Genomic DNA, 25,152 nt, shown 5'->3' with positions numbered 1-25,152 from the left:
GGCAATCGCACGTCGTCCGCCGGCAGGATGCAACAACCTCGACCGAGCCTGTACGTTCGCCAGGTGATGCGGCGGCAGTCAGAAGACCCCGGAGTCGGATTCGGCTTGGCAGGGAGGTTCGAAGCATGGTGGACGCAAGGCAACGACACCTCGGAGTTCCTGCGCGACGGCCTCATTGCTCTTGATGCAAACACGCTTTTGCATCTGTACCGCGTAACCCCAGCCACACGGGAGCAGGTTCTTTCAGTATTCACGGATCTCGCGGATCGAATCTGGGTTCCACACCATGCGGCGCTTGAGTTCCACCGCCACCGGGTCGGCGTTGTTACGACTAGGACCAGCCAGTTTAGCCAGCTGAGGGGAGTCCTTCAGCGAGCTGCCGAGAATGCGGCGACGGAACTGCAGAAGGCAGTTGATAGACTCGTCGCATTTCGTCAGGCAAACATGACCCGAAGGACCTGGGACGCCAAATCAAATGGCCTCACCAGAGATGACTTCCTGGCAAGACTCGAAGGAGCGATGGATCCTGCGATAGCAGAACTCGCCGCCTTAGAGTTCGAGTACGACCTCGGTCCTGAAGATATGCAGGGACGAGATCCAGTCCTAGAGCGGTTAGATCAATTGACCATCGGCAAGATCGGGCCAAGCTTTAGCCAGGGCCGCATCGCCGAACTCGTCAGGGAGGCAAGCGAATTTCGGTATCCGAACAAGGTTCCTCCGGGTTACGAGGACGCTAAGAGCAAATCTACGGCATACCTTGCGGCCGGCGATTATATTCTCTGGCGCCAGCTGATAGAACAGGCGGCAAGCTCTACCTGGGAGCGGGTCACCCTAGTCACAATCGACGTCAAAGAAGATTGGTGGGATATTGACAAACGGGGCCACCCGAAGCGCGCCCGCCCGGATCTCCAGCAGGAGTTTTACGAAAGTACGGGGTCGAAGCTAAACATCATGACGCTATCGGAATTCCTGACAGCCGTAGCCCCCTACACCCCAGCAGGAGTATCCGAGGAGACCGTCAAGGAAGTCCGGTCATTTGAGCTGGAAGTAGAGCTCGCAAATGCCATGGCTGAACTATTTGGGAGCGATGACGACCCGGAGGTTCCAGAAAACCCCGATCTATTCGATCTAACACTCAGCGAGTTCGAAAGACTCATCGCCCTACTCCTTAGTGCGATGAAATTCGATGACGTTACCCGCCTACACGAACCCGATTCGGGGTTCGACATTGTCGCCTTCGATACGTTCAATGGAGCACGCGAGACGACGCTCATTGAAGCAAAGCGCTACAGGCATGCCGTGAGCCTGGAGCCGGTGATGGCACTTTACGGGGCAATTAAGAGCACCGGAGCCGACAAGGGAGTACTCTTTACAACTAGCCACTTTGGAGAGAAGTCACACGCGTTCGTATCAGACAAACCGATCAGACTTGTCGACGGACCCGAGCTACTGGAACTGCTGCAAATCCACCTAGGAATCGACGCTACTATTTCTGTGCACCGGCACCCTCGTGACGGGAAGCAGTCCTAGAAGGCGGCCCTTCCTCTCTTGAGCCAAGCAAGCCGAGGCTTCCGCGTTCCCCTGCCTTGCAAAGATCGGACCTGCTGCCTGCCTGCGTCGGTGACTGCCGCTGACCTGCTCGCTGTGTCGCCCGCCGTCGACCCGGGACCGTGTCCATCGGCGGGCTTGGCTGTACGGATGGTTGTACAGCCACCTTCTGATCCGTAGCTCCAGGCGATGCGATCTCCTACGGCTGTTCCCGACGTCGGACAGCTTCTGGTCGCCGCCTGGTAGCTCTTGCGGCTCGGTCGGTTGCTGTACATCGCTGCTGTACTGCTGGGCCCCGCTCCTGGCGACAGGGCCGGCCGGAGCCTGCGGACCACTCCGTCCCGAACGCGGCTGCGGCGCATCGCCTGCTGCCATCGGTTGTCATCTCGTACCTGTCAGCTCGGCTATGACCCCGCCTACTACCGCGAATTGTCGTCCGCGGGCGTCACGTTCGCTGCCTCCTTGCTGCTTCGGGAGTTGTCGAGGCGGTTCTTTGCTGTGGATCGCCAACGATCCGCTGCGGTGCTGTGGCTCGTTTGAGTGAGAGCGGGGTCGCGGTACGTGGTTGCGCTGTGGCATGGTGCCGTCGTGGGTGACACGGGGCAAACTAGTCGAGCGACCGGGGTGCCGGAGAAGTTGGATCAGTGGCATGACTTCCGCAAGAGCGTGGCACTGGTGTCGATGGTGCTGTTCTTCTTCTGCGTGGTCGGCCTGGGCTTCCTGGTGTACCAGCTGGCCATCGTCGGTGACGACCGCGGCGTTTTCGACCCGTGGTCGTTCCTTCGCGCCATGTCGGTGACGGTGCCGCTTGGTGTGGCTGTAGTGGCGGGCATCGGTGTCTACCGGGCGGGCAACAACGCCGAGTCGAAGCGGCGCGGCCGGATCATGGCCCTTGCGCTGCTGGTCGCCGCGATCCTGCTCGTCGTGACCGGGATCGTCAAGGACGATCTGTCATGAGCTTCTTCGTCGAACCCAGCGCGCTGGAGCGCGCCGCGTCCCGTCTCAACGACACGAGCCTGGACGCCCAGGCCGCCAAGGCATACATCCTCAAGCACACCGACATGCCTGTGCAGAGCCAAGGGCTCCTCAGCGAGTTCTGGCCCGCGCATCAGTCGCTCGTTGACGCGATGGACAAGCGGCTCACCCACCTGGTCAAGCTGCTGGAAGAGTCACGGGACGCCCTCCACGGCACCGCGAACCACTACCGGCGCACCGACTCCCGCAGCGCGGCCAGGCTGGACGCCACTCATCCGACCGTTGACCGCAGCGGCTACGAGCTTCCCGGCGGGCGCCCGCTGAGTGGAAACCTGCCGTGAGAGAGCCAGCGGACTTCCTCGTCGAGCCCGGCCAACCAGATGCCTCGGTGACCAAGGGCTTCGCCAACCCGATCGGCATCCTGGACGCCATCTCCATCTCCCACTGGGTCAACCAGATCATCAAGGACATCGCCGGCTACGACGTCATCGGGACGATCACCAGCTTCTTCGTCGGCGACTGGGAAAGCTTCTACAAGGAGCCCTTTCCAAGCTGATCTTGCAGCTCGGAGCGGGTGCGCTAGGCCCGGTGATCGATGGGTGCGAGGCTCCAGGTAGGACAGCTGTCGACCAAGACTCGAAGCCCCGACCGGGAGCCTCGCCATGCTGTCCTACCCCGCCACGATTCCGTTGTCCAGCCGCACCCTGAACCACCTCGCCGAACGTATCCGCGGCCACCGTCGGCAGCGCCGATCCCGGTGGCGGCGCCTCGAACCCGGCCGGCAGGCGCTGCTCGCCCTGGCCCATCTACGCAACGGCGACACCTACACCCGGCTCGCGGCCGGCTTCGAGATCGGCGTCGCCACCGCCTGGCGCTACGTCCAGGAGGCGATAGCCCTGCTCAGCTTGGCAGCCGACGACCTGGACACTGCGATGCGACGCATCCGGCTGCTGGCGTACGCGATCCTGGACGGCACGCTGATCCCGATCGACCGGGTCGCCGAGCAGAGGCCCTACTACTGCGGCAAGCACAAACGCCACGGCGTGAACGTGCAGGTCATCGCGGACGCCGCCGGCCGGCTCGTGTGGGCATCACCGGCACTGCCCGGTTCGGCACACGATCTGACCGCCGCCCGCAGTCACGGCATCATCGATGCCCTGACCAGCGCGGACGTGATGACCTTCGCCGATAAGGGCTACCAGGGCGCCCGTGGCAGCGTGCGCACGCCGTTCAAGCGGCGCCGCTTCCGGCCGAAGCTGTCACGCAGGCAGAAGGCCGTGAACCGGGCCCACGCGAAGATCCGCGCCCGCGGAGAACGAGCGATCGCCACGCTCAAGACATGGAAGATCCTGGTCAAGCTGCGCTGCTGCCCACGCCGATCCACCGCGATCGTCCAAGCCATCCTCGTCCTGCACCACGTCGAAACCAACCGCTACGCAGGATGAAAATGGCTGAATTACGACGGCGCTCGGGAATGGCCGCGATATACAATCGCGGTAAGGCGGAGCGCCAGGCCGAGATTCCGGCACCGGTGTGAGGGAGGGGTCAGGATGTTCGGCAGGATGTTTGGCGCGATGATCGGCAGGATGATCGATTCGACGAACAACCTCAGCGATCTGATGGACCAGCTCAGACCCGACCTGAGTCGGGAATCGCTCGGCGTCGGGCCCGACTTCCCCGGGGTCGCCCCGAACCCGCTCCTGAGCAGTGATGCACGGAAGCGCAATGCGGAACTGCGTACGGGGGCGCTTGCGCTCGGCGTTCTCGTCGACTGGCGGGAGGTGAACAGCAACCCCCGCGTGGTCCTGATGTTCGACGTGGAGACCGCCGACGGCATCTCGTTCCGCGGTATCGCAGACGAAAGCCTCACGATCACCGAGCTCACCCGACTCGCCCCAGGGCAGACGTTGCCCGTGCGCTACCGGCCGGCCGTCATGGACCACTACGTCGCCCTTGCCCGGGACGCGGACCCCGCCCATGTGCAGCAGCTCTCTGACGAGATCGCGAGCCGCAAGCGGACCTGATCCGAAGCCATTGAGCGTTTTTCAACTGGCTTTGTGCTGGTGGGGATGGGCTCGGGTGCCCCGGTAGCGGGTTGAGGTGAGGCTCCCGGTAGGACAGCGATCGACCAAGAAAGATGCCCCCACCGGGAGCCTCGTTGCTGTCTTACCCTGCCTCGATTCCGTTGTCCAACCGATCGTTGAACCACCTCGCTGACCTGATCCGCGCCCGCCGCCACCAGCAGCGATCCCACTGGCGTCGACTCAGCCCCGGCCGGCAGGCCCTACTCGCACTGGCTCATCTACGAACGGCGACACCTTCACCCGTCTGGCCGCGGGCTTCGGCGTCAGGGTGGCCACCGCCTGGCGCTACGTCCGCGAGCCGTGGCGCTGCTGGCCGAGACAGCCGACGACTTGACCACGGCCATGACCCGGATCCGCCTGTTGGCGTACGCGATCTTGGACGGCACGTTGATACCGATCGACCGGGTCGCCGATCAGAGGCCCTACTACTCCGGGAAGCACAAGCGGCACGGTGTGAACGTGCAGGTTGTTGCCGACGCTGCCGGCCGGCTGGTCTGGGCATCGGCGTCGCTGCCAGGCGCCGTGCACGACCTGACTGCCGCCCGCACCCACCGAATCATCAACGCGTTGACCAGCAACGATGTGATGACATTCGCCGATAAGGGCTACCAGGGCGCCGGCGGCAGCGTCCGCACGCCGTTCAAACGCCACCGCTACCGCCCACGGATGTCTCGGCGGCAGAAAGCCGTGAATCGTTCCCACGCCCGCATCCGCGCCCGTGGCGAACGCGCCATCGCCACGCTGAAGACCTGGAAGACCCTCGTCAGACTGCGCTGTTGCCCACGCCGCGCAACCGGGATCGTGCAGGCCATCCTCGTCCTACACCACGTCGAGAACCCGATCTACCGCAGTTGAAAACCGCTCAGTAATCGCGATGCGCGGGTTTGGCTCTGCGCCTAGGGTCTAGGAGTGCTCATCGAGCTTCGACGAAGCGTGCACCTGGGTGTACCGGAGAACGCCACAGTGGCGGTGCCGACACCCAAGCCAGCTCCCGGCACCGCCTTTCCGCCGAGGCGACTGCCCCTGCGGGGAATGTCTGCCTTCGAGCTCAACCTCTGGTGCGGAACCTGCCCGGCGCTGTTCAAGAAGTTGGCGGAGCCGGAGGATGCCGACCTGGGGCTTGCGAACCAGCTCCTCAATGCGGGTCTGCAGGGCATCGACGATGAGGTGCTGCGGGTGTACGAGAAGGTGCTGCCCAAGTCGGAGTACACGGTTCTCCTGCTGGAGGCCACGCCGCAGCTTGTGCAGCCACGGAGCCCGTCGGACTACTTCAGCCAGGAGCAGGTGACCACTTGGGGCGTAGATCCCGCAGTTGGTTCGCCAGACGACCCGGGCACGGCTTACTACCGAACGTTCGAAGCGCCGGTCGGGAAGGACCGGCACCTGTACGAGTTCGTGGTACCGATGGTTCCACCGGCTTGGAACAACAGCGAAAGAGTTGCTGAGTATTCAGCTCGTGCGGCGGCCGATCCCGCCACCGCAGTTGCGTATGCGCTTTTGGACGTGCTCCAACCGGCAATGGACGAAGGCGAGGACTACTACGAGCATTGGGTCCTCACCCACTTCTTGTTGGACGGTCACCACAAGATCGAGGCGGCCGCGAGTACCAGCCGACCGATCCGCCTCCTTAGCCTCGTTGACGAGCGCATTAGCATTTCGGCGCCCGAAGATTTCACGACGATGGCCGAGACTCGTTCTCGGCCCCGGAAGGCAAGGCGCTGAGGCCATTTGGCCGAGGCTCACACAACGCGCGCTCATCGGCATATCCGCAACGGAGCAGCACCGAGGGTGGCCGAACGCAGCGTGACCGGTGCGCCGGCCCCAGCGCGCACGATCGGCGGCAGAAGCGTGCACTGGTCAGGAGCCGCAAGTTGCTACCTCGGCTCTACAGTCTCTGCCATGTCTGCGGGTCAGCCGAAGCGCGGCACGGTGGTGCGTGGAATCATCTCAGAGATCCACAACTTCGGCGTCTTCGTGCGTCTCGAAGGGGACCCGGCCGGCTCGCCCGGCACTGGGTTCATTCGGATTCCGGAGCTGACCTGGGAGTACTTCTGCGACCCTGCCGACGTGGTGCACGCTGGCCAGCAGGTCTCCGCCGAGGTGCTCGACTTCGACGCGATCCGTGGACATGTGCAGCTTTCGCTGAAGGCGTTGCAGGAGGATCCACTGGTCCCGTTCGCGGACCGGGTCGGTGAGGTGTTGTCCGGGCCGGTCGTCAAGGTGGTGCCGTTCGGTGTCTTCGTCCGCGTCGCGCCGGGCATCGCGGGACTGCTCCACGAGTCAGTTCTGACCCGGAGGCCAGTGATGGGAGAGATGATCACCGTCACGATCGCCGAGGTGGACCGGCCGCGGCGCCGAGTGCGGCTGGAGCTCGCGCCGACGCGTTGATCGGCCGCCCATTACGAGCCGCCCGAATCAACACCGTCGACAACGGTTTCAACGTCCACGAAACTTACGCCACGCGCGGATCGCGGCATGTGCGGACATCACTGGCTGGGCGGCCCGGGTGAACTGCGCTTCGAGGCCGGCCTGCCCAATGCGCGGCGCCGGTACCGCGTCACTGAGCCCAGGGGTGGCAGCCGCGTGGAGTGCTCCCGCGGCCGGCTGTGATTGCGATCTTTCGGCATACCTTCGCAGCCGTTATATTGCCGTGTGTGGAGACTCCGTTGCGCGAACCCACGTTCCTGATTCTCGCCGCCCTGGCCGGTGAGCCGATGCATGGGTATGGCTTGATCGCTGCGGTGGCCCGGCTTTCCGACGGCCGTATCTCGCTGCGCCCCGGCACGCTGTACGGCGCACTCGACCGGCTGGTCGACGCTGGCCTGGTGGCTGTCGAACGGGAGGAGATCGTTGACGGCCGGTTGCGCCGCTACTACCGACTCGCCGAGCCGGGTGGTGAGGTACTGGCCGTCGAGACCGAACGCATGCGCCGCAACGTCGAGGCGGCGACTGCCCGGCTGCGCGCCACTATGCCGTCGCCTCGCCTAAGTGGTGGACTCGCATGATCCCGGTGGAGAGCTGGCATAACTGCACTGGAGAACAGGATGGAGGCAGCTCTGCCGTGACCGGGCTGGAACGCCGCTATGCGCGGTGGACGGTGCTGTTCTATCCGGTCGGCTATCGGCGGGAGCGCGGTTCGGAGCTGGTGGACACTTACCTGTCCCTGGCGGCGCCCGGACGCAGGAGACCCTCAGTCAGCGACGTCGCGGACCTTGCGGTCGGTGGACTGCGGCAGCATCTGAGGATCGCGCAGGGACTCGGTCCCGGTTTCCGCCTCGCTGGCTTGCTCGCGTTGATGACGGCGACCGCGATCGCGACCTGGTGGGCCGGTTTTGAAGTGCTTGCCGCCATACCGCCCTGGTCTTCGCGGGTCGGGCCGTTTCTCTCACTCGCTGTTGCGGCGTGGGGGGCCTGGTTGCTCGCCGCCGTGGTACATGTCGCGGCGAGCAGCCAATGGTTGCGCTGGGCGGTTGGCCTGGCCGTACTGTTAACTGTCGGCATCGTGCCGGCCGCGGCGCTGACCGGATTGCCCCGCCCGCCGCTGGCGGTGCTGCTGCCCCAGATCGTGCTCGGTGTCGTCGCGCTCGGTGCGGCGGGCCAGCGCCAATGGCGGGTCCGGCTCATGCCGATCGCCGCTGCGGCGGCGGTCCTGCCGATCACCATCGGTACCGCGCCCAGCCTAGATTTTATGACCGGCTACTTCGATCTCACCATGACGGCCTTGCCCGCCGCTGCGGTCGCGCTGCTGATCGGCACGCTGCTGATCGCGCTCGGCTTGGCCGCCCGGCGCGACTTTCGCGGTGCTTGGGCGATGCTGATTCTGCTCGCCCCGATCGGGATGCTCGCGGTGAACCCGCTTGGCGCGGTGCTCGACTCCGGCTCCGGCCCTGGCCGGGCCGTGATTCCGGAGTGGTCATCCATGGTCGTCGCGTCGATGCTGGCGGCCACGATTGGACCGATGCTGGTGTCGCTCGCCCTTGTGGCACGGGGGCGTTGGTCGCCGGGCCGCCGTTCGCGCGGCACGGGCCGGCGCCATTGCCCTACCTGCGGCGCACTCTCGACGCCCGCGTAGTCCACAGCACGACCGAAGCGCAGCCTGCGAGCCGGACACCAGCCTTCCACCCCATCCATCCCATAGAAGGTCTGGGCGCACGGTGGACCGCAGCACCTCATCGCCTTGATCAGGTGCACTGTTCTCGGCATAACCGCGCGATCAGCGGCAGATGGGGAAGGACGCTTTACCTGAATTCGTTGTCAGGCACTGCTGTGCGCACGGCCTGCCGATACGGAACTGCCGCGCGAGGTCAGCGCGGCACGGGGCCGCAGCGCGGCCGGCGGGGTGGGGCGAGAATCTATAACCTCAGTCGACGCGCGGGGGATACATGACGGTTTTCGGCTGCCGGATCTGTGACACCGCTCTGACGGTTATGGGTACACCGGCCTGCCGCGCACGGTGACAATTATGTATGCAGTGCGCTTAACCCCTTGGAAACCGAAGCCGTACGCCCCGTTCCGCCCCAGATCGGCCCAGGCTTTACTGACCGGTCGCCAGGGCATCGGCGCCGCAGTCTCCGCCGACCGCTTCCACCGCCCTGGCCGGTGCGGGACCGGTCCGCAGCGAAGGATCTGCCGTTGCGCCTCCCGTCCGGGCTGCTGCCCGGGCCACCACCGACCCCCGGGAAGTCACCCGCCGTCGAGGGTCGTACCGCCGGGCCGCGTTCGCGTCTCAGGGGCCACCTGAGAGAGCCCTTCGCGCTGGCATCGTGTCGCGCGGCTCGGGTACGCTGCCACATGTTGGCCCCTTGGACAGGGTTGACATCGAGACGTAACCCACCGACTCATGGGAAGAACCCCAGAGTCACCCCGCTCCGTCGCCGGTTGACGGAGGCCAGGGGGTGGAGGCACCGCCAGCAAGGAAACTGAGTTCCGCCCCGTTCCACCCTGAGATCTTGCTCAACCGGCGCAGGACCTCAGCTTTACCAGTCATTGCGTACTGGTCGAGCTGAGCCCTGCGTGCCTCACTCGACCAGAGGGAGGAGAAGCAAGACAGTGGGTGTCACCAGCATCGAGCCAATCGCTGCCGCAAGTCCGCTGATCGCTGCGGTCCTGGTTGGGCTTCCGGTGGCCGGCAAAGTGATCGTGGCCGGCATCGCTCTTCGCGGCTCTGAGTCCAAAGATCGTGCTGCGATCGTCAAGGCGGTGTCGGAGCTGTTCCGGTGGTGGCGTCGCTAACCAGGTGACGGGTGGCCGGGCAGGCTACGTTCCTGCCCGGTCAGCCCGGAAAGTCTTCGTCCGTTGGGCGGGACTGGCGGTACTCCTTGATCCACGCCTTGACGTACTCGGCCAGCCACACCTCCATGCCGCGCAGCTCCTGGTACGGCTTCGGGAAGGTGGGGTACCAGGCGAGCTGCTGGAGCCGCTGCCGCGAGAGGACCGGTCATCTCACCCTGTTCCTTCGCGCCGAGCGCGTCGGAGGCCGAAGGTCAATAGCGTCCCGCTCTGCCTGCTGATCGGCGAGGCCTGCGCTGGTGAGCAACGCGAGCATGTCCTCCTGGCGCGGCTGCCCGAATGTCAGTCGGTACAGCGCCAAGTCCCGTTTCAACTGCTCGTAGCGGGCGAGGTCCTGACTCAGTGGCAGCGGCAGCACGTGGCGCTCGATGCGAGCCGGTCCCGGATACACCCAGTATGGCGCCATGTCACCGAGCTGCGACTGCTGCCGCGCCGCGTCGTACGCCGCCTTCCATACGTCGGGGTGGGCGGACCGGAGCGCGTCGGCGCGATGGCGAGTGGCGATGTTGCGGCGTACTGCGTGGCCGCCGAAGCGGTGCACCCGGCCCTCCCGCTGTTCAAAGTCCACCGGGTTGGCGGGGACGTTCCAGTGCACGACCGCTGAGCAGTATGTGTGGAAGTCGATGCCCTCCTGGCCGGCGCTTGTGGTGGTGACGACGAAGGGCCAGAACGGGCTGTTGAACGCGTGCCGAACGCCGGTCATACGTTTCGTGTTGGTCTCGTCGTCGCCGCGGCCGCCGTACCGCAGCGCGAATCGACCGGTCATCGAAATCCGGCTGCTGGGGTTGAGCGGGTCCAGAGCGGAGTACGGCGCCGAGTGCACCGTCACCGCCCGGTTCACGTCACGGGCGATCGCCAGCAGGGCTTCGTCGTCCAGCGGTGTCTCCGCTGCCGAGCTGCGCAGCGTGTGCACGTACTCGTCGAGGACGGCCTGGAGCCCGCCGGCGGCGCAGTAGCGCAGGACGGCCCGCCAATACGGATCGCCCAGGCCAAGCTGGTCCAGCAAGAGCATCGTCTCGGGACGGTTGAACAGGCTCCGCAGGCCGGCGGCGACGATGGTCGCGGCCCGCCACAGCCCCTGAGGCGTGACGCGGCTCTCGTCGTCCACGAGCCGGCCGAGCGCCCGCCAGGAGATGTTGCCGGGGCCGTGCAGCCCGATAGCGACGAGATCGTCAACGACAGCGTCCGGGCTGGCGCTGATCGGCTCGCCGCCAGCGGAGGCTGCGGCGAGCGCCTCCTGGAAATGCCGGACCAGCCCGCTGTAGCTGTCCTTGTCCGCGTCATTCCCCGAGTCGGCTCCCGTGGTGGCTGCCTCGACGGCCGTATCGAGGAAAACACCAGGGTTGGCACCGGGCCAGCCCAGAACAGCACGCCAGGGCTGCGGCTCCCCGGCGTGTCCTGCGGCACGGAAGGTCTTTGGTGCCTCGGCGAGCAGCCGCTGGCGGCATTCTGACTCGATCGCTGCCAGGTCCGGAGGCCGATCCGGGTCGCGGCGGGCGGCGGTCAACGGATCAGAGGCCGCCGCGAGCACTGGGTGTGGCCAGAACAGTGCCACGGTGCTCATGGACGCCACCCGTCCGTCGCTCATCCGGTAGTCCAACCTGCTGCGGGGCGCCTCGATGTGCCGGTCTCGGACCCGGCGCTCCGCCTCGTAGCTGAGCAGTGCCGAAACTGCCGTTGGCGTGGCGTTCCAGGAGGAGAAGAGCAGTCGCTTGGTGATCTGCTGGCGGGCCGCATCAGCGAAGGGCGGTCCGAGCCTGTAGTGCGGCATGGACGGTGGCAGCCAGAGCAGCCGCCACCAGCCGCGGTCAACGGTCTGGGCGGCGAGGCTGCGCAACTTGCCGTTGCCCAGGTCGATTGGGGCGTACTTGTGGACGGCTGCGGCGTCGAGCAGGTGCGCCCGGTCGAGCAGTTGCCGGACCTCTGCGCCGAGCCCGCGCTTTATAGCCTCCCGCAGCCGGTCGCCGAGCTGGTAGCCCTCGAGGAAGTTGAGGAAGTATGGCGCCGATTTCCAGTAGTCGAGCAGGACTGGGGCGTCGAGTGCCGCGCCGAGCCGCTTCATGGCGACGAACGAGCGGATTTCCGTCGGATCGACGCCAGCGGCGGGGGTGATGTGCTCGGCCAGCATCGCGTGGCGGCCGAGGGCCGGGCGTTCTGTGCGGCACATGACCCGTAGCAGCAGCCGCCGGACATCGTCGCCCGCGGCGCCGGTCGGGGCCCCGGCGAGGACGGCCTCGCGGTGGGCGCGCAGCGCCGCGTGCACAGCGTCGTGCCACCCGGGGTCTGGGCAGAGGAAGTTGAGCACGCGCTTGAGGTCGGCGTGGTGGTCGTCGGTGGCGGCTTCCTCGGCGTAGGTGAACGGTTTGTATGGGGTGGCGGACAGCAGCAGGACGCGCGCGTCCTGGTGGTTAAACAGGTGGTGCGCCAACTCGGCGGCCTCGCCACCCAGCTCGGGATCGAGCAGGTTCCGGAAGCGTTGGAACTCGTCGAGGATCACCAGATCGGGCTCGAGCGCGTGGGCGCCGGCCTCAGCGAGCACCCCACGCAGCCGGCCGACGAGAGTCTTGCATCGGCCGTTTTCGGAGTCGGTCAACGCCGACCGCCGCCCGATGTCGGCGATCAGCTCGTCGAACTGGTCGAGAAGTCCTTTTGCGCGGGCGCGATCCAGGAACCGGTTCCGAACGCGTGGGTCGATGCCGTGAGTGAGGGTGCGGGGAAAGTTGGCGCAGCGGTTCTGAAACCGTTCGAACGATCGGGTCGTGCATTGCATGATCCGCAGGGCGGCTTTGCGCTGCCAGCCATCCCAACCCTCGTTGCGCAGCAGGTGGTGGAGCATGGCGCGCTCCGCTGCCGTGCCGGTCTGCCAGCCGAGAGCGAAGGAGGTGCCAGGTGTGAAGGATACGAGGTTGACCGGCTTCCCGCCGCGGGCCTGCGGTGTAAATCGGGGCAACTCGCGGCCGAGGAGGGTGAGCCGGCTGGACATCGGGTGCGTGGCGTGGTGCGGCCCGGCCAGCCGTGCCAGGTTCTGTGCGGCGACGTCTTGGTTCGAGCAGATATAGATGATGTCGATGCGCGTCACCGCATCATCGCGCTGGAGCCGATCGATCATTGCCGCCACGACACCGCCTGCGACGACGCTCTTGCCCAGGCCGGTCTCATCGGCGACCAGGAACCGACGGGTCGGATCCGTGCCGAAGTACCGGTTTAGCAGGTACGCGACGGTGTCCCGCTGGAAGTCCTTGAGCCCTCTCATGCGCCTACCCCGGTTTGTGCGAGTTCACGACGGACCTGGTCCACGTGCTGCCACAGTTCCAGGAAGCCCTCCGGCAGGACCGCCCTACCCCGCTCAGTGGCCGTCAGCTGCCGGACTAGGCCGGCAAGCTCGTCAAGCTGAGCGGGTCGGTCCGCCAGCGCGGCGAGCAGAAGCTCCAAGACGCCGACGCCGCCTCGGCGCCATAGCCCGGTGTCTCCTCCCGCGCCCGTAGGACCGATCACCTCGCCGGACGATCCGAGGCCAAGCAGCAGCATCAGGAACTGCAGGAACTTGTCCGGTGTGTTGATCTGCTCGGCGAGCACCCGGTCAAGGCGGTCAGCCGGGTCGCCGGTCAGGCTGGCGATCGTCACCGCTCGTCTGGTCGTGCCGTCCGCAGCCACTGCGGTGAGCACGAGGAAGCGGGTGATCTCCGTGGTGGCCAAGCCACCGAAGTGGGCGTCGCCCGGCAGCTCCGCCACCAGGTCCGGTCGGGTGAGCAGGGCGACCGTCAGCCGCCCACCGGGCGGCGGCGACAGCGTCCCGGCGGCGCGTACGTGCAGCTCGTGCGGCTCCTCGTCGGTGCCGACGCTGGCGTGGAACGGGACGGCGGCGATATTGCGTAGATAGGCCTCAAGTTCCCGTCCGGTGTCCTCGTCGGGCTCGACGACGTCGCGCCGCTCGTACTCCTCAAGGATCGCCCGCAGATCCGCGCCCTCGCCGGCCAGCGCGTCGATGCCAAGCCGCTCCCGCGATCCGACCAGCTCCACCAGCAGCTCGACATTGCCCGTGAACGCCGCGCCGGTCGCGTTGGCCGACCCGACGATCACCCGGGCACGCCGCCCATACTCGACGACATACGTCTTGGCGTGCAGCCCCGCGAGCCGTGCCGGCCCGGTCTCGTCATCCAGGTCGAGCGCCGCGAGGTCATTGAGCACCAGCACGCTGCATCCGTCCAGCGTCCCCTCGGGCAACCGGTCCAGCTCCTCCTGCCTCCCGATGACGGTCAACTCACCATTGCCCGGGGCACAGACGTCGAGGCCGTCAGCGCCCACGAAGGGCGACATCACCAGATGTCGAGTACCGGCGAAGTTCGGCGATCGAGTGCCCGGCACGCCGAGCGCATAGAAGTACAACTCGTCTCGAAAGAAGCCCTCAGGGAGTTCCCAGTCGGCCCGCCGAAGATGCTCCAGCAGCTCCTCAATCGCTGCCCGCCGTGATTCGGGCACTGGCTGCGTGGCCAGGTCGATCGCATGCCGAAGCAGCTTGACCACCGGAGTGTTCCGCGCGTCCGGCCGCGAGCCGATCACGCCATCCAGGGTCAAGCAGACATCCCAGCTGCGGTCGTTGGTCAGGTTCCGGCTCAACACGACGAGCCGCAGCAACCGATCGCCATCGCGGACGTATCGGACCAGCCACATCTTGGGATGAAAGAGCCGCCCGGGCCGAGGACTTCGCACCGGGTGAACGGCCTGTTCGAGCAGGAGCAGCAGACTGGAGTTGCCCGGCGGCGCCGCGATCTGCCCTGCCTGGCAGAACACATCGATCCGGTCAGCGCAGCGCCGCACGCCCTCCAGAATCGAGATCGGATCATCCCGATCCCGCAGGGCGTGCGCGGCGAACGCCAGCGGGGCGGTGAGCACGCTATCCAACTCCAGCGTGAACGTGGTACCGACGGCGCGGTCCAGCCGAAACCCCGGCGGCGGACGCAGTACATCGGTCAGCAGTGCGCGTCCGTCAGGCGGCAACAGCACTGATCGCCTCCATGCCGTCGTGGATGTCGGCCAGCATGCGTCGCACCTGCGGCCACCGATACACCAGCTGCCGGCTGCCTGACGCGCCCGTCCAGCCACGCAGCAGCTTGCTGTTGACCAGCCGCGACTGGGTCTTCTTCACCGTCTTCTCCCGGCGGGCGACCAGGTCCCGCAACTCGACGTCATCGGCCGCGCCCTCGGCCTGACCGGCGAGGACGAGGTCGATCCAGGCCTCGATAAACGCCCGCGCGCGCAGGTTGGTGTTGATGCGCGGGTTGATTGCGATGAGGCGGCTCCACATGTCCGCTCGGTCCCACGGCGCGACCGTCGCCATCCGCTCAGCCCAGCGGGCAAGTTCCTCCCGGTAGTCCGGCGGCTCGATCCGGTCATGGCCCGCCTTCTCGTACTCCTCGGCGAGAATCAGGTTGTAGAGCAGCGCCGCTCCGTGCATACAGGTCGAGAACGCCCGGGCGTACTCCAGGTCGGTCCGCACCCGCTCCGGCGCCGAGCCGGCCGCCGAGGCCCGCCAGGGCGCCGCCGCGTCGTCCTCCGGCCGGTTGCCCGGCTGAAGCAGATGAGCGAGCAGGGTGCCGGCGGTGCTGGTCATGATGTGCTCCCGCAGCCAGTCCGCCTCCGGCAGCGTCAGGTCCAAGCCGGTGCCGACGGCTTCGGGAAAGCCGGCCGGCGGTGGCGGCAGCGTGGACGGCCATCGGCTCGTCCGCAGCTCGGTCAGCTCCGCCGCCTCCGGATCACCGACTCCGGCGAGGAACTCGCCACCTTTGTCGATGCCAAAGCAACGCAACGCGGATGCATAGATTGTGGACGGTAGCGTCTTGACGCCCGTCGACGCGCGCCGCCCGATAAGGCCATCGATTGCACCCGCCGACCGCAGCGCCGAAATGACAACACGCTCCACCCGGTCCAGCTCCACCGCCTGATCGCGGTCCGACCGGCGGCCGGCTTGCCGGATGCACCACGGCACGATCAGCAGGTACCGAGCACGCGTGTGCAACGTCGACGTTCCGGGGAACAGCAGATCACCGAATGCATCACGCACCTGCCCGATGCCCAATTCGTCCCGGCTCTCCTGCTCGCTGAACATGTTCAGCAGCTCGCGCATTCTCTGCTGCTCCACCCGGGAGCTGTCTAGCCACGACAACTGCGATGCCACCTTCCACCTCCCGCTCTCGGCCAGCAAGCACTTCCGACTGACTGGTCACGCGCTCCCAGACCGGCTCGACATTCGCGACTAATGCATCTTCTGTGATCGTGACCCACCGCGGTAGGGCGTGCGGTCGGGGGCTGTGTTCGACGAGAATCATGCCGCCCGACTCCGACAACTCCTGGCCGGTCCGAGGATGGGGCCCTTCGCCGTCACCTACTACCAAGATCCGCCGGAAGAAGGGCGCCGGTAGGAAGCGCCTCACCAGGTCCAGACCACAGGTCTACCGGTCCCAACGCCGGCGGATCATTGCGTTGTCTTCTCAGCGGCCGCGGCCGCCGCCCGGCGACGTGCCCGTGTCGACTGCCCCTCGGCCGGAGGCGTCTCGATTTCCCTCGCCGGCTTCGTGGCCAGCAACCCGGCCCGGCGCGCGTTGAGCCCCATTCCGGTATCCATCGTCACCAGCCGGACCGGTTTGCCTGCGAGGGTCTGCACCGCGACGGCGCGATCGATAATCTCCGCGTCCGGGTCGGAAAGCGGACGGTGCGCAAGATCGTCGTAGAACATCCGCAGCTGCACCGCGCCGCGCGGCATCTCACCGCGCTCGGCCACTTCACCCCAGTCGTTGTCCTTGAGACGGATCGTCACCGTGCCGTAGGGGTGCGGCAGCAGCTTGTCGACAACGGCCAGCGTCACCCGATGCCGGGACCTCTGGTTCCCTGACTCCTTGAGCCGGTCGAACTCCCGGATCACCACCTCCGGAAGTACGAGCAGGACATCGTCACATCCAACGCCGAGTTCTTCTGCCCAAGGGATGCTCGCGATGACCGCCGTCGGGTCGTCGTCTTGAGTCCATGCGGGGTGGGACAGGAACACGCTGCTGTCCACAACTGCGAGAACGTTGCCCGCCGTGGCCGTCCATGTCCCAATCTGCTCCTGGAGCGTCTCAAAGGCCGAGGTGAGCGCGGCCCGGCGTTCGGAGATCTCGGCTTCGAGCAGCTGGAAGCCCTGCGGCGTACCCATCAGCACCGGATCGACAAGCCGGTAGAAGGCTGGCGTGAACAGGAGCTGGTCTAGGTCGGAGCGGGCGATCTGGCCACGGAGCATCCGGCCGACGTCCAGTGCCCACCGTACGTAGCCATCCTGCTTGCCGTAGTTGTTGCTGATCTCGATGGAGGCGGACCGGAGCAGTTCAAGGACGCGATCGCGGTCGACGCCAGGGGTCAGGGTGACGAGCATGCCGGAATCCTGGCAGGGCGGGCCTGTCACCGACATCTGTTTAGGGCTGCGGTCCGCCGGGCGGAGTCCGCCGTCCGGAGTCCGCCGTAGGTGCGACAACCCGCTCATCACGGGCATCCTCGGCGATCTTTCCAAACAAAAGGCACCGAGTTGCGAGACATCGCTTCACCAGATACACGCCGCGGACCGCGCTGGTGCTGCAAGCCGCAGCGGCGATCCTCAGTCGGTACATGTCCGGGCCAGCACTGTCTCGGATCGGCGGTGAATCGGCCAGGCGTCATAGCCCGGACGCTGTGCGCCACCGCCTGCCGACGCAGGCTGGACTGGGAAAACGTCGACCGGGGCCGTTCAAGATGTCAACGACGGCTGAAGTCGGATCCCCTGGCGACGCGTGGGTTCCAGGCCGCCTGGGGGTCGCTCTTCACGCCTCGCCGACACAAGATCCCATCCGGCTGTATTGCGCGAGCTGGGCTCTGCCGGTACATGCCATTCCGCATAGGACGGCCGCGGAAACCAGATCGGCTGACACGGGGTACTCGATGCGGTTGCAGCTTTCCGCTCTTTGGGTCTACGGGCTAACCTCGTGGCGTGAACGATGGCCGACTCGCGGTAGCTGAAGATGTCACCGCACGCCGTGAGGAGGCGGCGTTCGCGCTATTGCAGAGCAGACATCCGGCGATCACCGGGATCGTGCGGATCGGGATGCTCGGCGGCGGATTCACTGACGCGTTGGTGCTGGTCTGCGACATCTCCGATGGTCGCCCTTCAGGCACCCGGGACCGGATCGACGGCCACTACATCCTGAAGGTTTCCGACGCGAGCACTCCCGACCAGGCCTCGGCACACCGCGACTTCCATGAGGCGCTCGCCGAGTTCGCCGACCGGCGGGTACCACGACTGGTCACCGTAGTCGCGGACGACGCGGTACGGGCTGAGCTGTACGAGATCGCCGGGCCCGGGCTACGCAGCATACGCACCGCCGACGCGGTGGATTACCGGGACCAGCGCAGCGTCTGCGGCAAAGTAGCCAGCGAACTGCTCGCCGCTCAGCTGAACGCCGCCGACCTGCCCGACTACCGGGCCAACATCGGCGAGGTGCTCGAGGAGTGGGTACCGGGAATGTTCGGCGAGACCTCGCGGCGAGAGGCCCTGCAGCGTGCGGCTGCAGGGGCCGACGCCCGGGATGGTTTGCTGTTCGTGCACGGCGGCGAGCACCTGCCCAACCCGCACCGCGTGTGGGCCCCAGACCGACCTCTGTACGGCGAAATGGCCGCGGTCTTCCGCGGCCGCTGCCATGGAGACCTGCACCTTAAGAACATCGTGGTCACCGGTTCTGAGCAAACCCGGAACTTGGCCTATTGGCTGATCGATCTGAGCTGGGACCGTGACGCCCCGCTCCTGTACGACCAGGCATACCTTGAGGTCTCCGCCTATCTGAACGGCATCCGGCAGTCCAGCTCCCCGTCGCCACTGCCCGTGTTCTCCGCGGTCGACGATGTGAGCCTGGCATCGCGGGTGCTCCTGCTTCCGGCAGACCAGGGCACCCTGGAGCTGATTCAGCAGATCCGCGACAGCACCAACGGCGTGCTCGAGACGCTGGAGGGCCGGCGTCTGGACGTCTGGGACCTGCAGTATCCGCTGGCCCGGGTGGCCGCCGGGCTCAACTGGGCGGCCAAGCCCACCGACCACCCGGGCGACGATCGGCTGCGCTCCTCAGCCTTCCTCTATGCGGCCTGGGCGAGCAAAGTTCTGCTGCTCCGGCACTTCCCACAGGAGTGGGCCGAGCTTGTCCAGGAGCATGAGCGCGGGCGCAGGGTGGAGGCGGCCCACCCGCCGGCGACCCCAGCGGTACCCGTGGCCGAGGCGCAGAAGCTGTTCGAGCCGTTCCTCAGCGCCGAGGAGAGCGGACTTGACCTGTTTCTGGTCGCCGACGAGGGGATACACCGGCCCGAGCTGGGCAACCTCGCGTCCAGTCGGTGGGGCGTTGTGATAGACCTCGACCCGGGCAGCGACGCGGACGGGCTATCGGCAATTCTCCGGCCCGGGCTTCACACCCGGCGTGCGGTGACCGAAGCCGGTCGTACGCTGCCCCCCGAGCGGCCCCGGGACGCGACGGTCTGGCTGTACGCCAACGGCTGGGCGTCCCGGTTCGAGCCGCGCCCACAGGAGCTGGCCGAGTGGCGGCGCACATATCTGCCGCTGCTCCGGAAGGTCGTGGACCGCACCGTGCGGCAGACCGCCAACCGGGCGGCCGCGGTGTTGGTCCTGCGCTCCGGCCAAAATGATCCCAAGATCGACCGGATCGTCGAATACATCGACGAGCGGTACGAGGGCAACGTCCACTGGTTGGATGTAGGGCTCGCCGGAGACGGCGGCAGACCGGACATAGCTGGCTTGCTAGAGGCGCTGGCCCCGGTGCTCCCGGTGGGCGGGGTGATGCCCGAGGCCACCGTTCCTGGTGCTGATGGGCGAGTACTGCTCAGCCCGCAGGATCTACTCTGGCTCGGCGTCGACGTGGAGGTTCTGCACTCGGCGGCGCTAACGGAGGCGACGCACCGCCGTCGGGACAGCGACGACTTCTGGCGCGGACGACCGCCGACCTGGGCGGACCTTGCCGCAGGCCTGGACGTGCCCCGTGAGCTGTACCGGGAGTTACGCCGTGACGTCGAGAAGGTGTTGGTTGATACCCACCGCCCGGTCGTGGTGGAGCTGGCCCACTCGCCTGGGGCTGGAGGTACCACCCTGGCTCGCCGGCTCGCCTGGGATCTGAGCGCCACCCACCCGACCATGGTGCTAAAGCAGTACAGCGGCAGCACTGTGGAACGGATCGAGGAGCTCTACCGTCGGGTTTCCCGGCCGCTGCTGCTGCTGGTCGAGGCCGCCGAGCTGTCCGACGCCGAGCGCAATGACCTGCGCGCCGGCTTGGAGGGCCGCAACATCCCCGTCGTCGAGCTTTGGGTAACCCGGACTAACGCGGGTACCCACCACGCCGGCCGCGGCGAGCGACACCTGCACCGGCTACTCGATCCAATGCCGACCGGAGAACGGCGGGATTTCGCCCGCACGTACGCCCCCCAGGCCGAAACACAGGCCGGTCGGGACCTAATCTCCCGGCTCGGCTCGGTGGACGCCACCGTCACACCGATTCATCCGCAACAACTGTCCCCGTTCTTCTTCGGGCTGTGCGCGTACGAGCGGAACTTCATCGGGATCGAAACGTTCGTCCGGCACCACGTGGACCGGCTCACCCCCGAGCAGCGCAGGGTTTCGCTGTTCCTGGCGCTGGTCACCCGGTACGCGCAAATCGGCATCTCGGTCCACCTCGTCCGATTCTGGATAAGCGGCCGGTGGGCGCACGAGGCGAGCTACCAGGGCAAAGACGAGGACCTGCGCCAGCTGCTCGGCGATGACCTGCGGCACATCACGGTGTATTACCGGGGCGAACTGCGGCTCATGCACCCGCAGATCGCCGAGCAGGTGTTGCAGGAGCTGCTCGGCGGGGACGATCCGAAGACTTGGCGGCGCAACCTGTCGCAATTGTCTGTGGACCTGATCGGCCAGGTTGCCGGCCACCTCGGCCCGGAGAATCACCTGGCCCAACGGCTGCTGGAGAACCTGTTCGTCCGGCGGATCCGGGCCGACGATACGAGCCGCGGTGGCTCCAACTTCTCTGAGCTGATCAGAACCATGTCGAAGCCGTCACCAGCACCTGCTCACTACGTCCTGCAGCAGCTCACCGAGCACTGCCCCAACGAGCCGCACTTCTGGAACCATCTCGGACGACACCAGATTTACGAGATGAAGTCCAGCTTCGAGATCGCGGAGCGCTACCTGCTGCGAGCGGTCGAGCTATCCGAGGGCCGGGACCCACTACATTTGCACACGCTGGGGCAGGTACGCCGGTTGTGGATCGAGCACTCGGTCGAGGCCATCCTGACCCAGAAGCAGCCGATCAGTGTCCAAGCGCTGCTGGACCAGGTGCTATCCCGGTTCCAGGGCGCGATGAATGCGTTCCAAGAGGCCCGCAAAGCGGCGCCAGACAGCGAGCATGCATACATCACCCCCGTACAGCTCGTCCTGTACGTGCTGGAGCGGCTGGTGCAGGTATCTGGACACGCAAGCCTGCCCGACCTCATCAACGCGGAGGGCAGCACTAGCGTCTGGGTCGCCGAGCAGTTGGCCGCCGCCGAGGACCTGCTTGACCAGTACCGGACCATGCGGGCCGGCCCATGGGGCCCGCCGGACAGCTGGTACTTCCGCAGCTGCGAGGAGGGAATCGAGACGCTCTACAGCAACATCGACTACCTAATCCAGCAGTGGCGGGAACAGCTCGACGACCCGACGGAGAAAGCGACCATCGGGCGGGCGCTGGCTCGGGCCTACGTGCGGCGGGGCAACCGGGATTGGTCGCGGATGGACGAGGGCACCCTGCGCACCATCGCCGAGTGCCTGGACCACGCCATGCGGGTGAACCGGCCGTCGGAGGCTGACCTACGCACCTGGTTTCAGGCGTACCGTCGGCTCCCTGAGTACAACGAGATGCGAGCGCTGGAGCGGTTCAGCTCTATCGCCGAGGTGTCCGACAGCCTCGAAGCCAACTACTACCTCTACATCCTGCACTTCCTGCGCTGGCGCAGAGGCGAGGAACACCGGCAGGACAGGATCCGTCACTACTTGGAGGCGACCCGGCCACTGTCCCGGTTCGCCAACCGTCAGTGGAGCTATGAATGGTTCGGCCGTGAACCGGAGTGGTGCCCGCTGACCCACTTTAGCGAACTGGGCACTTGGAGCGGAGGATTCTGGAGTCGGCCCGATCCGCTTAGCCGCGTACCGGGGGTAATCGAGGAAATCAGTGGGCCCACGTCCGGCCGGATCCGCATCGCCGAGGGCAGGCTGACGGCGTTCTTCCTGCCCGGCGAAAAGTTCCGGCATGGCCGCGACGAGAATGTCTACGTCGACTTCTTCCTAGGCTTCAGCTATGACGGCCTGCGGGCCTGGGAAGTCGATCTTAGCGGCAAGTGGACGGCCCCGGCCCGCCAGCGCGCCTCGGCCGGCCGGGTCCCGGCAGCCCGTCCGGCGGTCGTCCGGTCACACGAGGTGCCCGAGTCCCCCCCAGTGGCGTCGGTACCGACCGCAGCGGAGAGTCGTCCGCCGGCAACACGAACCGCAACGAACGGTCCATCACCCGCAAGGGCCCGAACAGTTCCCGGCCGCCCGCCCCCGCCGGGTTCGGTACCCGGGTCGGCAGCGGCCGATCCCGCCGCCCTGATCGAGGAGCTAGTCGATGGCGCCGGCGAGATCTCGCTGATCGACCTCGGCGAGGTGCTCATCGCCCGGTTCGGCCAGCGCCGATACGACGAGTTCCGGGCCGGACGGAGACTCCGACCCACCCTGGAGAGCCTGGGGTACCGGACAGAGCAGGTGGACAACGTGTGGGTAGTGCGCCGGCCGGTCGTGTAGGCGATCGTCTCCGGCGGCCCTGGGCCAATTCGACGATCTGGCGCACGTCGAGACACGTAGATGCACCTCGCTGCGGCCATGGCCCTACCGTCATAGGTGCTGCGCCGGGTGACGACTCAAAGCTGCCAGCCTGCGTACACTGCGCGGCAAGGGAGGTCGCGGTGCACCTGGCCGAGCTGGAGATGTTCGGGTTCCGCGCGTTTGCTAACGTCCGGATCCCGCTACGGTGCGGGGTGACGGTGCTGTTGGGCGAAAACAGTGCCGGCAAGTCGGGGACGACCGACGCGTTGCGCGTGCTCACCGAGCCCCTGGATGGCCGGCGGTCGTTGTGGGCTGACGGCGATGACGTCTGCCGCACTGGCGACCACTCGAGCTTCACGTTGCGGATGACCCTGCGTGGCACGGCCTCCGAACTCGCGCCGTACAGCGACGCCTCCATTCCGTCGGCGCAGCACGAGGCGTCAGCACGCTATGCGCTGACCTATGAACCCCCTGGCGTGGCGGAGACCCGTGGTCGGATGAGCTGGACCGCCGGTAGCGGCGCGGTCGCCGACGACCCCGACCCGGGGGCCCGTAGTCGGCTCCGGCACGTGTACCTTCCTCCACTGCGCGACGCTTCACGGGAACTGGGCCTGGCCGGCAGCTCCCGGATCCGGGCGATCGTCGAGCGGCTGCCCGCCGACGACGCCTTCGTCGACGAGGCCGGCGACCGTCACGACGGGGCGCGTTTCCAGAGTAAGGTCGGTGAGCACCTGCGCCGCATCGAGCTCAATCCTGTGCTGCTGCGCGCGTCGCAGAAGGTCAACGAGCCCTTGACCGAGCTGACCAGCGGCGCGCACGAACACATCACCGACCTGGGCTATGGTCGCGCCGACCTCACCAGCTTAGTCCGTGGGTTGCGGATGCGGATGGCGGACGCGGGGGTGGAGCCGCGCGACCTCGCTGAATCCGGCATGGGCTACGCCAACCTCGCCTACATCGCGACCGTCCTGACCCACCTGCACGCCGCTGCCCAGGCTGATCTCACGCTCCTGCTGGTGGAGGAGCCCGAGGCGCACCTGCATCCCCAGCTACAGGCCGTGCTGCTGGACAATCTCGCCCGCACCGCGCGAGACTCCCAGGGCGCAAGTGACAACGGATGGCTGGGTCGCATCCAAGTCGTGGTGACCACGCACGCGCCGCTGCTGGCCGCCCACACGGACGTCGATGACATTGTCGTGCTCTAGCGTCGTCCCGTCACCGCGCCGCCGAAGCTCACCAGCGACCCACCCGGCCCTGCGGCGCCCATGAAGTTCACCGCATGCGCGGTGGCGGTCGCCGAGCTCGGCCTGGTCGCCGCCGATCGGGCACGGGTCAACCGCTACCTCGATGCCACCCGCAGCAGCATGCTGTTCGGCCCGCGCACCATCCTGGTCGAGGGAATCGCCGAAGCGATCCTGCTGCCCGCGATGGCTCGCACCCTGTTCACCGGCCGGGAATGGACCAGCTTCGTCGGCTCGACCATCGTCGCGATCGACGGGGTTGACTTCGGCCCCTACCTGCGCATGCTGCTGACCATGACACCGTCGGGTCGCATCGCAAACCGGGTCGCGGTGCTGACCGACACTGACCCCGGCAAGCGTCACGGCCCCGTCGGTGCCCTTCGCCGGCTGATCCATAGTCTCGGCGCCACCGATACCGCAGCCGTGTTCGCTTCGCCCAGCACTCTAGAACCGGAGCTGCTCGAGGCAAGCAACGCCGCCTTCTGGCCGGCGTGGTCGGCGCAGCGCCCCACTGCGGGACCCCGGCTGAAGGCACGCATCGAGGCCGCCGACGCCGACGAGCGGGCCCGCATCCTCATCTCCGCTATGAAGAAGACACGCCTGCGCAAGGGCGACTTCGCGCAGGACTTCCTCGATCACACCAGCGCCGGCGGCCACCGGCTGCATGTACCGGCCTACATCCGCGAGGCCCTGACCTGGCTGGTGGCACCACTGGCATGACAACACCCTCGACCGCCCTCTCCAGAATCGCCGACCTGCACCGGCAGCGGGAGATAGCCGCGGCCCAGCAGGACGCGGTCGTGGCCGCCACCGCTCCCCGCGCAGTCGTGGCCTGCCCCGGCGCGGGAAAGACCCGAACCATCGTCAACCGGCACTGCGCAACACCACGCAACCAGCCGATCGGACGCGCCATTACCTCCTTCACCAAGGTCGCTGCGGCGCAGCTCCGGAGCCGCGCTCACGAGCTCGGCCGTCCCGACCTCCTGCAGCACCCCCACGCGATCATGACCTTGGACGGGTTCTTCTGGCGGTTCCTAAGGGACGTCTCGTAACTCGGTGACCGGTCCATGGTGGATCATGGCGGGGTGCAGGTGATCTCGGCGGCCCGCCAGGAGTGGATCTTTCCGTT

At 66.8% G+C, this 25,152-nt stretch carries 19 protein-coding genes and 1 pseudogene; 16 read left to right on the top strand and 4 right to left on the bottom strand.

Translation table 11 applies throughout. The features are described from left to right. Positions 1 to 66: 66 nt before the first annotated feature. The 12 genes and pseudogenes from ACFY23_RS20395 to ACFY23_RS20340 all read left to right on the top strand — a co-directional run bounded on the left by ACFY23_RS20395 (position 67) and on the right by ACFY23_RS20340 (position 9,839). Positions 67 to 1,530, top strand: a complete 1,464-nt coding sequence (locus ACFY23_RS20395; RefSeq protein WP_350685221.1) for a PIN-like domain-containing protein — start codon at positions 67 to 69, stop codon at positions 1,528 to 1,530. Between the two features lie 606 nt (positions 1,531 to 2,136). Then, a complete protein-coding gene (locus ACFY23_RS20390; protein ID WP_350685218.1) occupies positions 2,137 to 2,505 on the top strand; it encodes a hypothetical protein in 369 nt (122 codons plus the stop codon). Continuing rightward, positions 2,502 to 2,864 (top strand): type VII secretion target, encoded by a 363-nt coding sequence (locus ACFY23_RS20385; RefSeq protein ID WP_350685219.1) that lies wholly within the window; start codon positions 2,502 to 2,504, stop codon positions 2,862 to 2,864. Before ACFY23_RS20390 ends, ACFY23_RS20385 begins: the two co-directional genes overlap by 4 nt. Then, on the top strand, positions 2,861 to 3,079 hold the full coding sequence (locus tag ACFY23_RS20380; protein ID WP_350685220.1) for a hypothetical protein: 219 nt from the start codon (positions 2,861 to 2,863) through the stop codon (positions 3,077 to 3,079). The genes ACFY23_RS20385 and ACFY23_RS20380 overlap by 4 nt, the downstream gene beginning before the upstream one ends. 106 nt (positions 3,080 to 3,185) lie before the next feature. Beyond that, a complete protein-coding gene (locus ACFY23_RS20375) occupies positions 3,186 to 3,968 on the top strand; it encodes a transposase family protein (protein WP_350687536.1) in 783 nt (260 codons plus the stop codon). A gap of 105 nt (positions 3,969 to 4,073) precedes the next feature. Then, positions 4,074 to 4,547 carry a hypothetical protein gene (locus ACFY23_RS20370; protein WP_350687537.1) on the top strand — a complete coding sequence of 158 codons (474 nt, stop codon included), beginning with the start codon at positions 4,074 to 4,076 and terminating at the stop codon, positions 4,545 to 4,547. Positions 4,548 to 4,681: 134 nt separating this feature from the next. Next, positions 4,682 to 5,462 (top strand): annotated as a pseudogene (locus tag ACFY23_RS20365) (transposase family protein). Between the two features lie 54 nt (positions 5,463 to 5,516). After that, positions 5,517 to 6,329, top strand: coding sequence for a hypothetical protein (locus ACFY23_RS20360; protein ID WP_350684477.1), 813 nt, complete (start codon positions 5,517 to 5,519; stop codon positions 6,327 to 6,329). A gap of 177 nt (positions 6,330 to 6,506) precedes the next feature. Beyond that, positions 6,507 to 6,995: a S1 RNA-binding domain-containing protein gene (locus tag ACFY23_RS20355; protein WP_350819193.1), complete on the top strand. Its 489-nt coding sequence runs from the start codon at positions 6,507 to 6,509 to the stop codon at positions 6,993 to 6,995. 266 nt (positions 6,996 to 7,261) lie between these two features. Beyond that, the gene (locus ACFY23_RS20350) at positions 7,262 to 7,612 is read left to right on the top strand and encodes a helix-turn-helix transcriptional regulator (RefSeq protein WP_350684475.1); all 351 of its coding nucleotides are present in this window, start codon (positions 7,262 to 7,264) and stop codon (positions 7,610 to 7,612) included. Between the two features lie 56 nt (positions 7,613 to 7,668). Continuing rightward, positions 7,669 to 8,679: a hypothetical protein gene (locus ACFY23_RS20345; RefSeq protein ID WP_350684474.1), complete on the top strand. Its 1,011-nt coding sequence runs from the start codon at positions 7,669 to 7,671 to the stop codon at positions 8,677 to 8,679. Positions 8,680 to 9,656: 977 nt separating this feature from the next. After that, positions 9,657 to 9,839, top strand: coding sequence for a hypothetical protein (locus tag ACFY23_RS20340; protein ID WP_350684473.1), 183 nt, complete (start codon positions 9,657 to 9,659; stop codon positions 9,837 to 9,839). A gap of 205 nt (positions 9,840 to 10,044) precedes the next feature. On the opposite strand, the gene ACFY23_RS20335 is transcribed toward ACFY23_RS20340, so the two are convergent. The 4 genes from ACFY23_RS20335 to ACFY23_RS20320 form a co-directional block, all read right to left on the bottom strand. Beyond that, a complete protein-coding gene (locus ACFY23_RS20335; protein WP_350684472.1) occupies positions 10,045 to 13,149 on the bottom strand; it encodes a DEAD/DEAH box helicase in 3,105 nt (1,034 codons plus the stop codon). After that, a complete protein-coding gene (locus ACFY23_RS20330; protein ID WP_350684471.1) occupies positions 13,146 to 14,900 on the bottom strand; it encodes a phospholipase D family protein in 1,755 nt (584 codons plus the stop codon). The genes ACFY23_RS20335 and ACFY23_RS20330 overlap by 4 nt, the downstream gene beginning before the upstream one ends. Continuing rightward, complete coding sequence (locus tag ACFY23_RS20325; protein WP_350684470.1) at positions 14,884 to 16,071, bottom strand: DUF6361 family protein; 1,188 nt, start codon at positions 16,069 to 16,071, stop codon at positions 14,884 to 14,886. Before ACFY23_RS20325 ends, ACFY23_RS20330 begins: the two co-directional genes overlap by 17 nt. 297 nt (positions 16,072 to 16,368) lie before the next feature. Continuing rightward, positions 16,369 to 17,301 carry a PIN domain-containing protein gene (locus ACFY23_RS20320; RefSeq protein WP_350684469.1) on the bottom strand — a complete coding sequence of 311 codons (933 nt, stop codon included), beginning with the start codon at positions 17,299 to 17,301 and terminating at the stop codon, positions 16,369 to 16,371. Between the two features lie 588 nt (positions 17,302 to 17,889). Between ACFY23_RS20320 and ACFY23_RS20315 the strand changes: the two genes are divergently transcribed. The 4 genes from ACFY23_RS20315 (at position 17,890) to ACFY23_RS20300 (ending at position 25,075) form a co-directional block, all read left to right on the top strand. Further along, positions 17,890 to 22,761 carry a hypothetical protein gene (locus ACFY23_RS20315; protein WP_350684468.1) on the top strand — a complete coding sequence of 1,624 codons (4,872 nt, stop codon included), beginning with the start codon at positions 17,890 to 17,892 and terminating at the stop codon, positions 22,759 to 22,761. 161 nt (positions 22,762 to 22,922) lie between these two features. After that, a complete protein-coding gene (locus tag ACFY23_RS20310) occupies positions 22,923 to 23,987 on the top strand; it encodes an AAA family ATPase (protein ID WP_350684467.1) in 1,065 nt (354 codons plus the stop codon). A 60-nt stretch (positions 23,988 to 24,047) separates the two neighbouring features. After that, positions 24,048 to 24,743 (top strand): TOPRIM nucleotidyl transferase/hydrolase domain-containing protein, encoded by a 696-nt coding sequence (locus ACFY23_RS20305; protein ID WP_350684466.1) that lies wholly within the window; start codon positions 24,048 to 24,050, stop codon positions 24,741 to 24,743. Next, a complete protein-coding gene (locus tag ACFY23_RS20300; protein WP_350684465.1) occupies positions 24,740 to 25,075 on the top strand; it encodes a UvrD-helicase domain-containing protein in 336 nt (111 codons plus the stop codon). The genes ACFY23_RS20305 and ACFY23_RS20300 overlap by 4 nt, the downstream gene beginning before the upstream one ends. The last annotated feature ends 77 nt before the right edge of the window (positions 25,076 to 25,152 follow it).

The organism is Micromonospora sp. NPDC000121, assembly GCF_042899165.1.
In the GTDB taxonomy this organism is placed as follows: Bacteria; Actinomycetota; Actinomycetes; order Mycobacteriales; family Micromonosporaceae; genus Micromonospora.
Note: the sequence above shows the minus strand (reverse complement) of the source record. Positions and strands in the feature narration are given on the sequence as shown.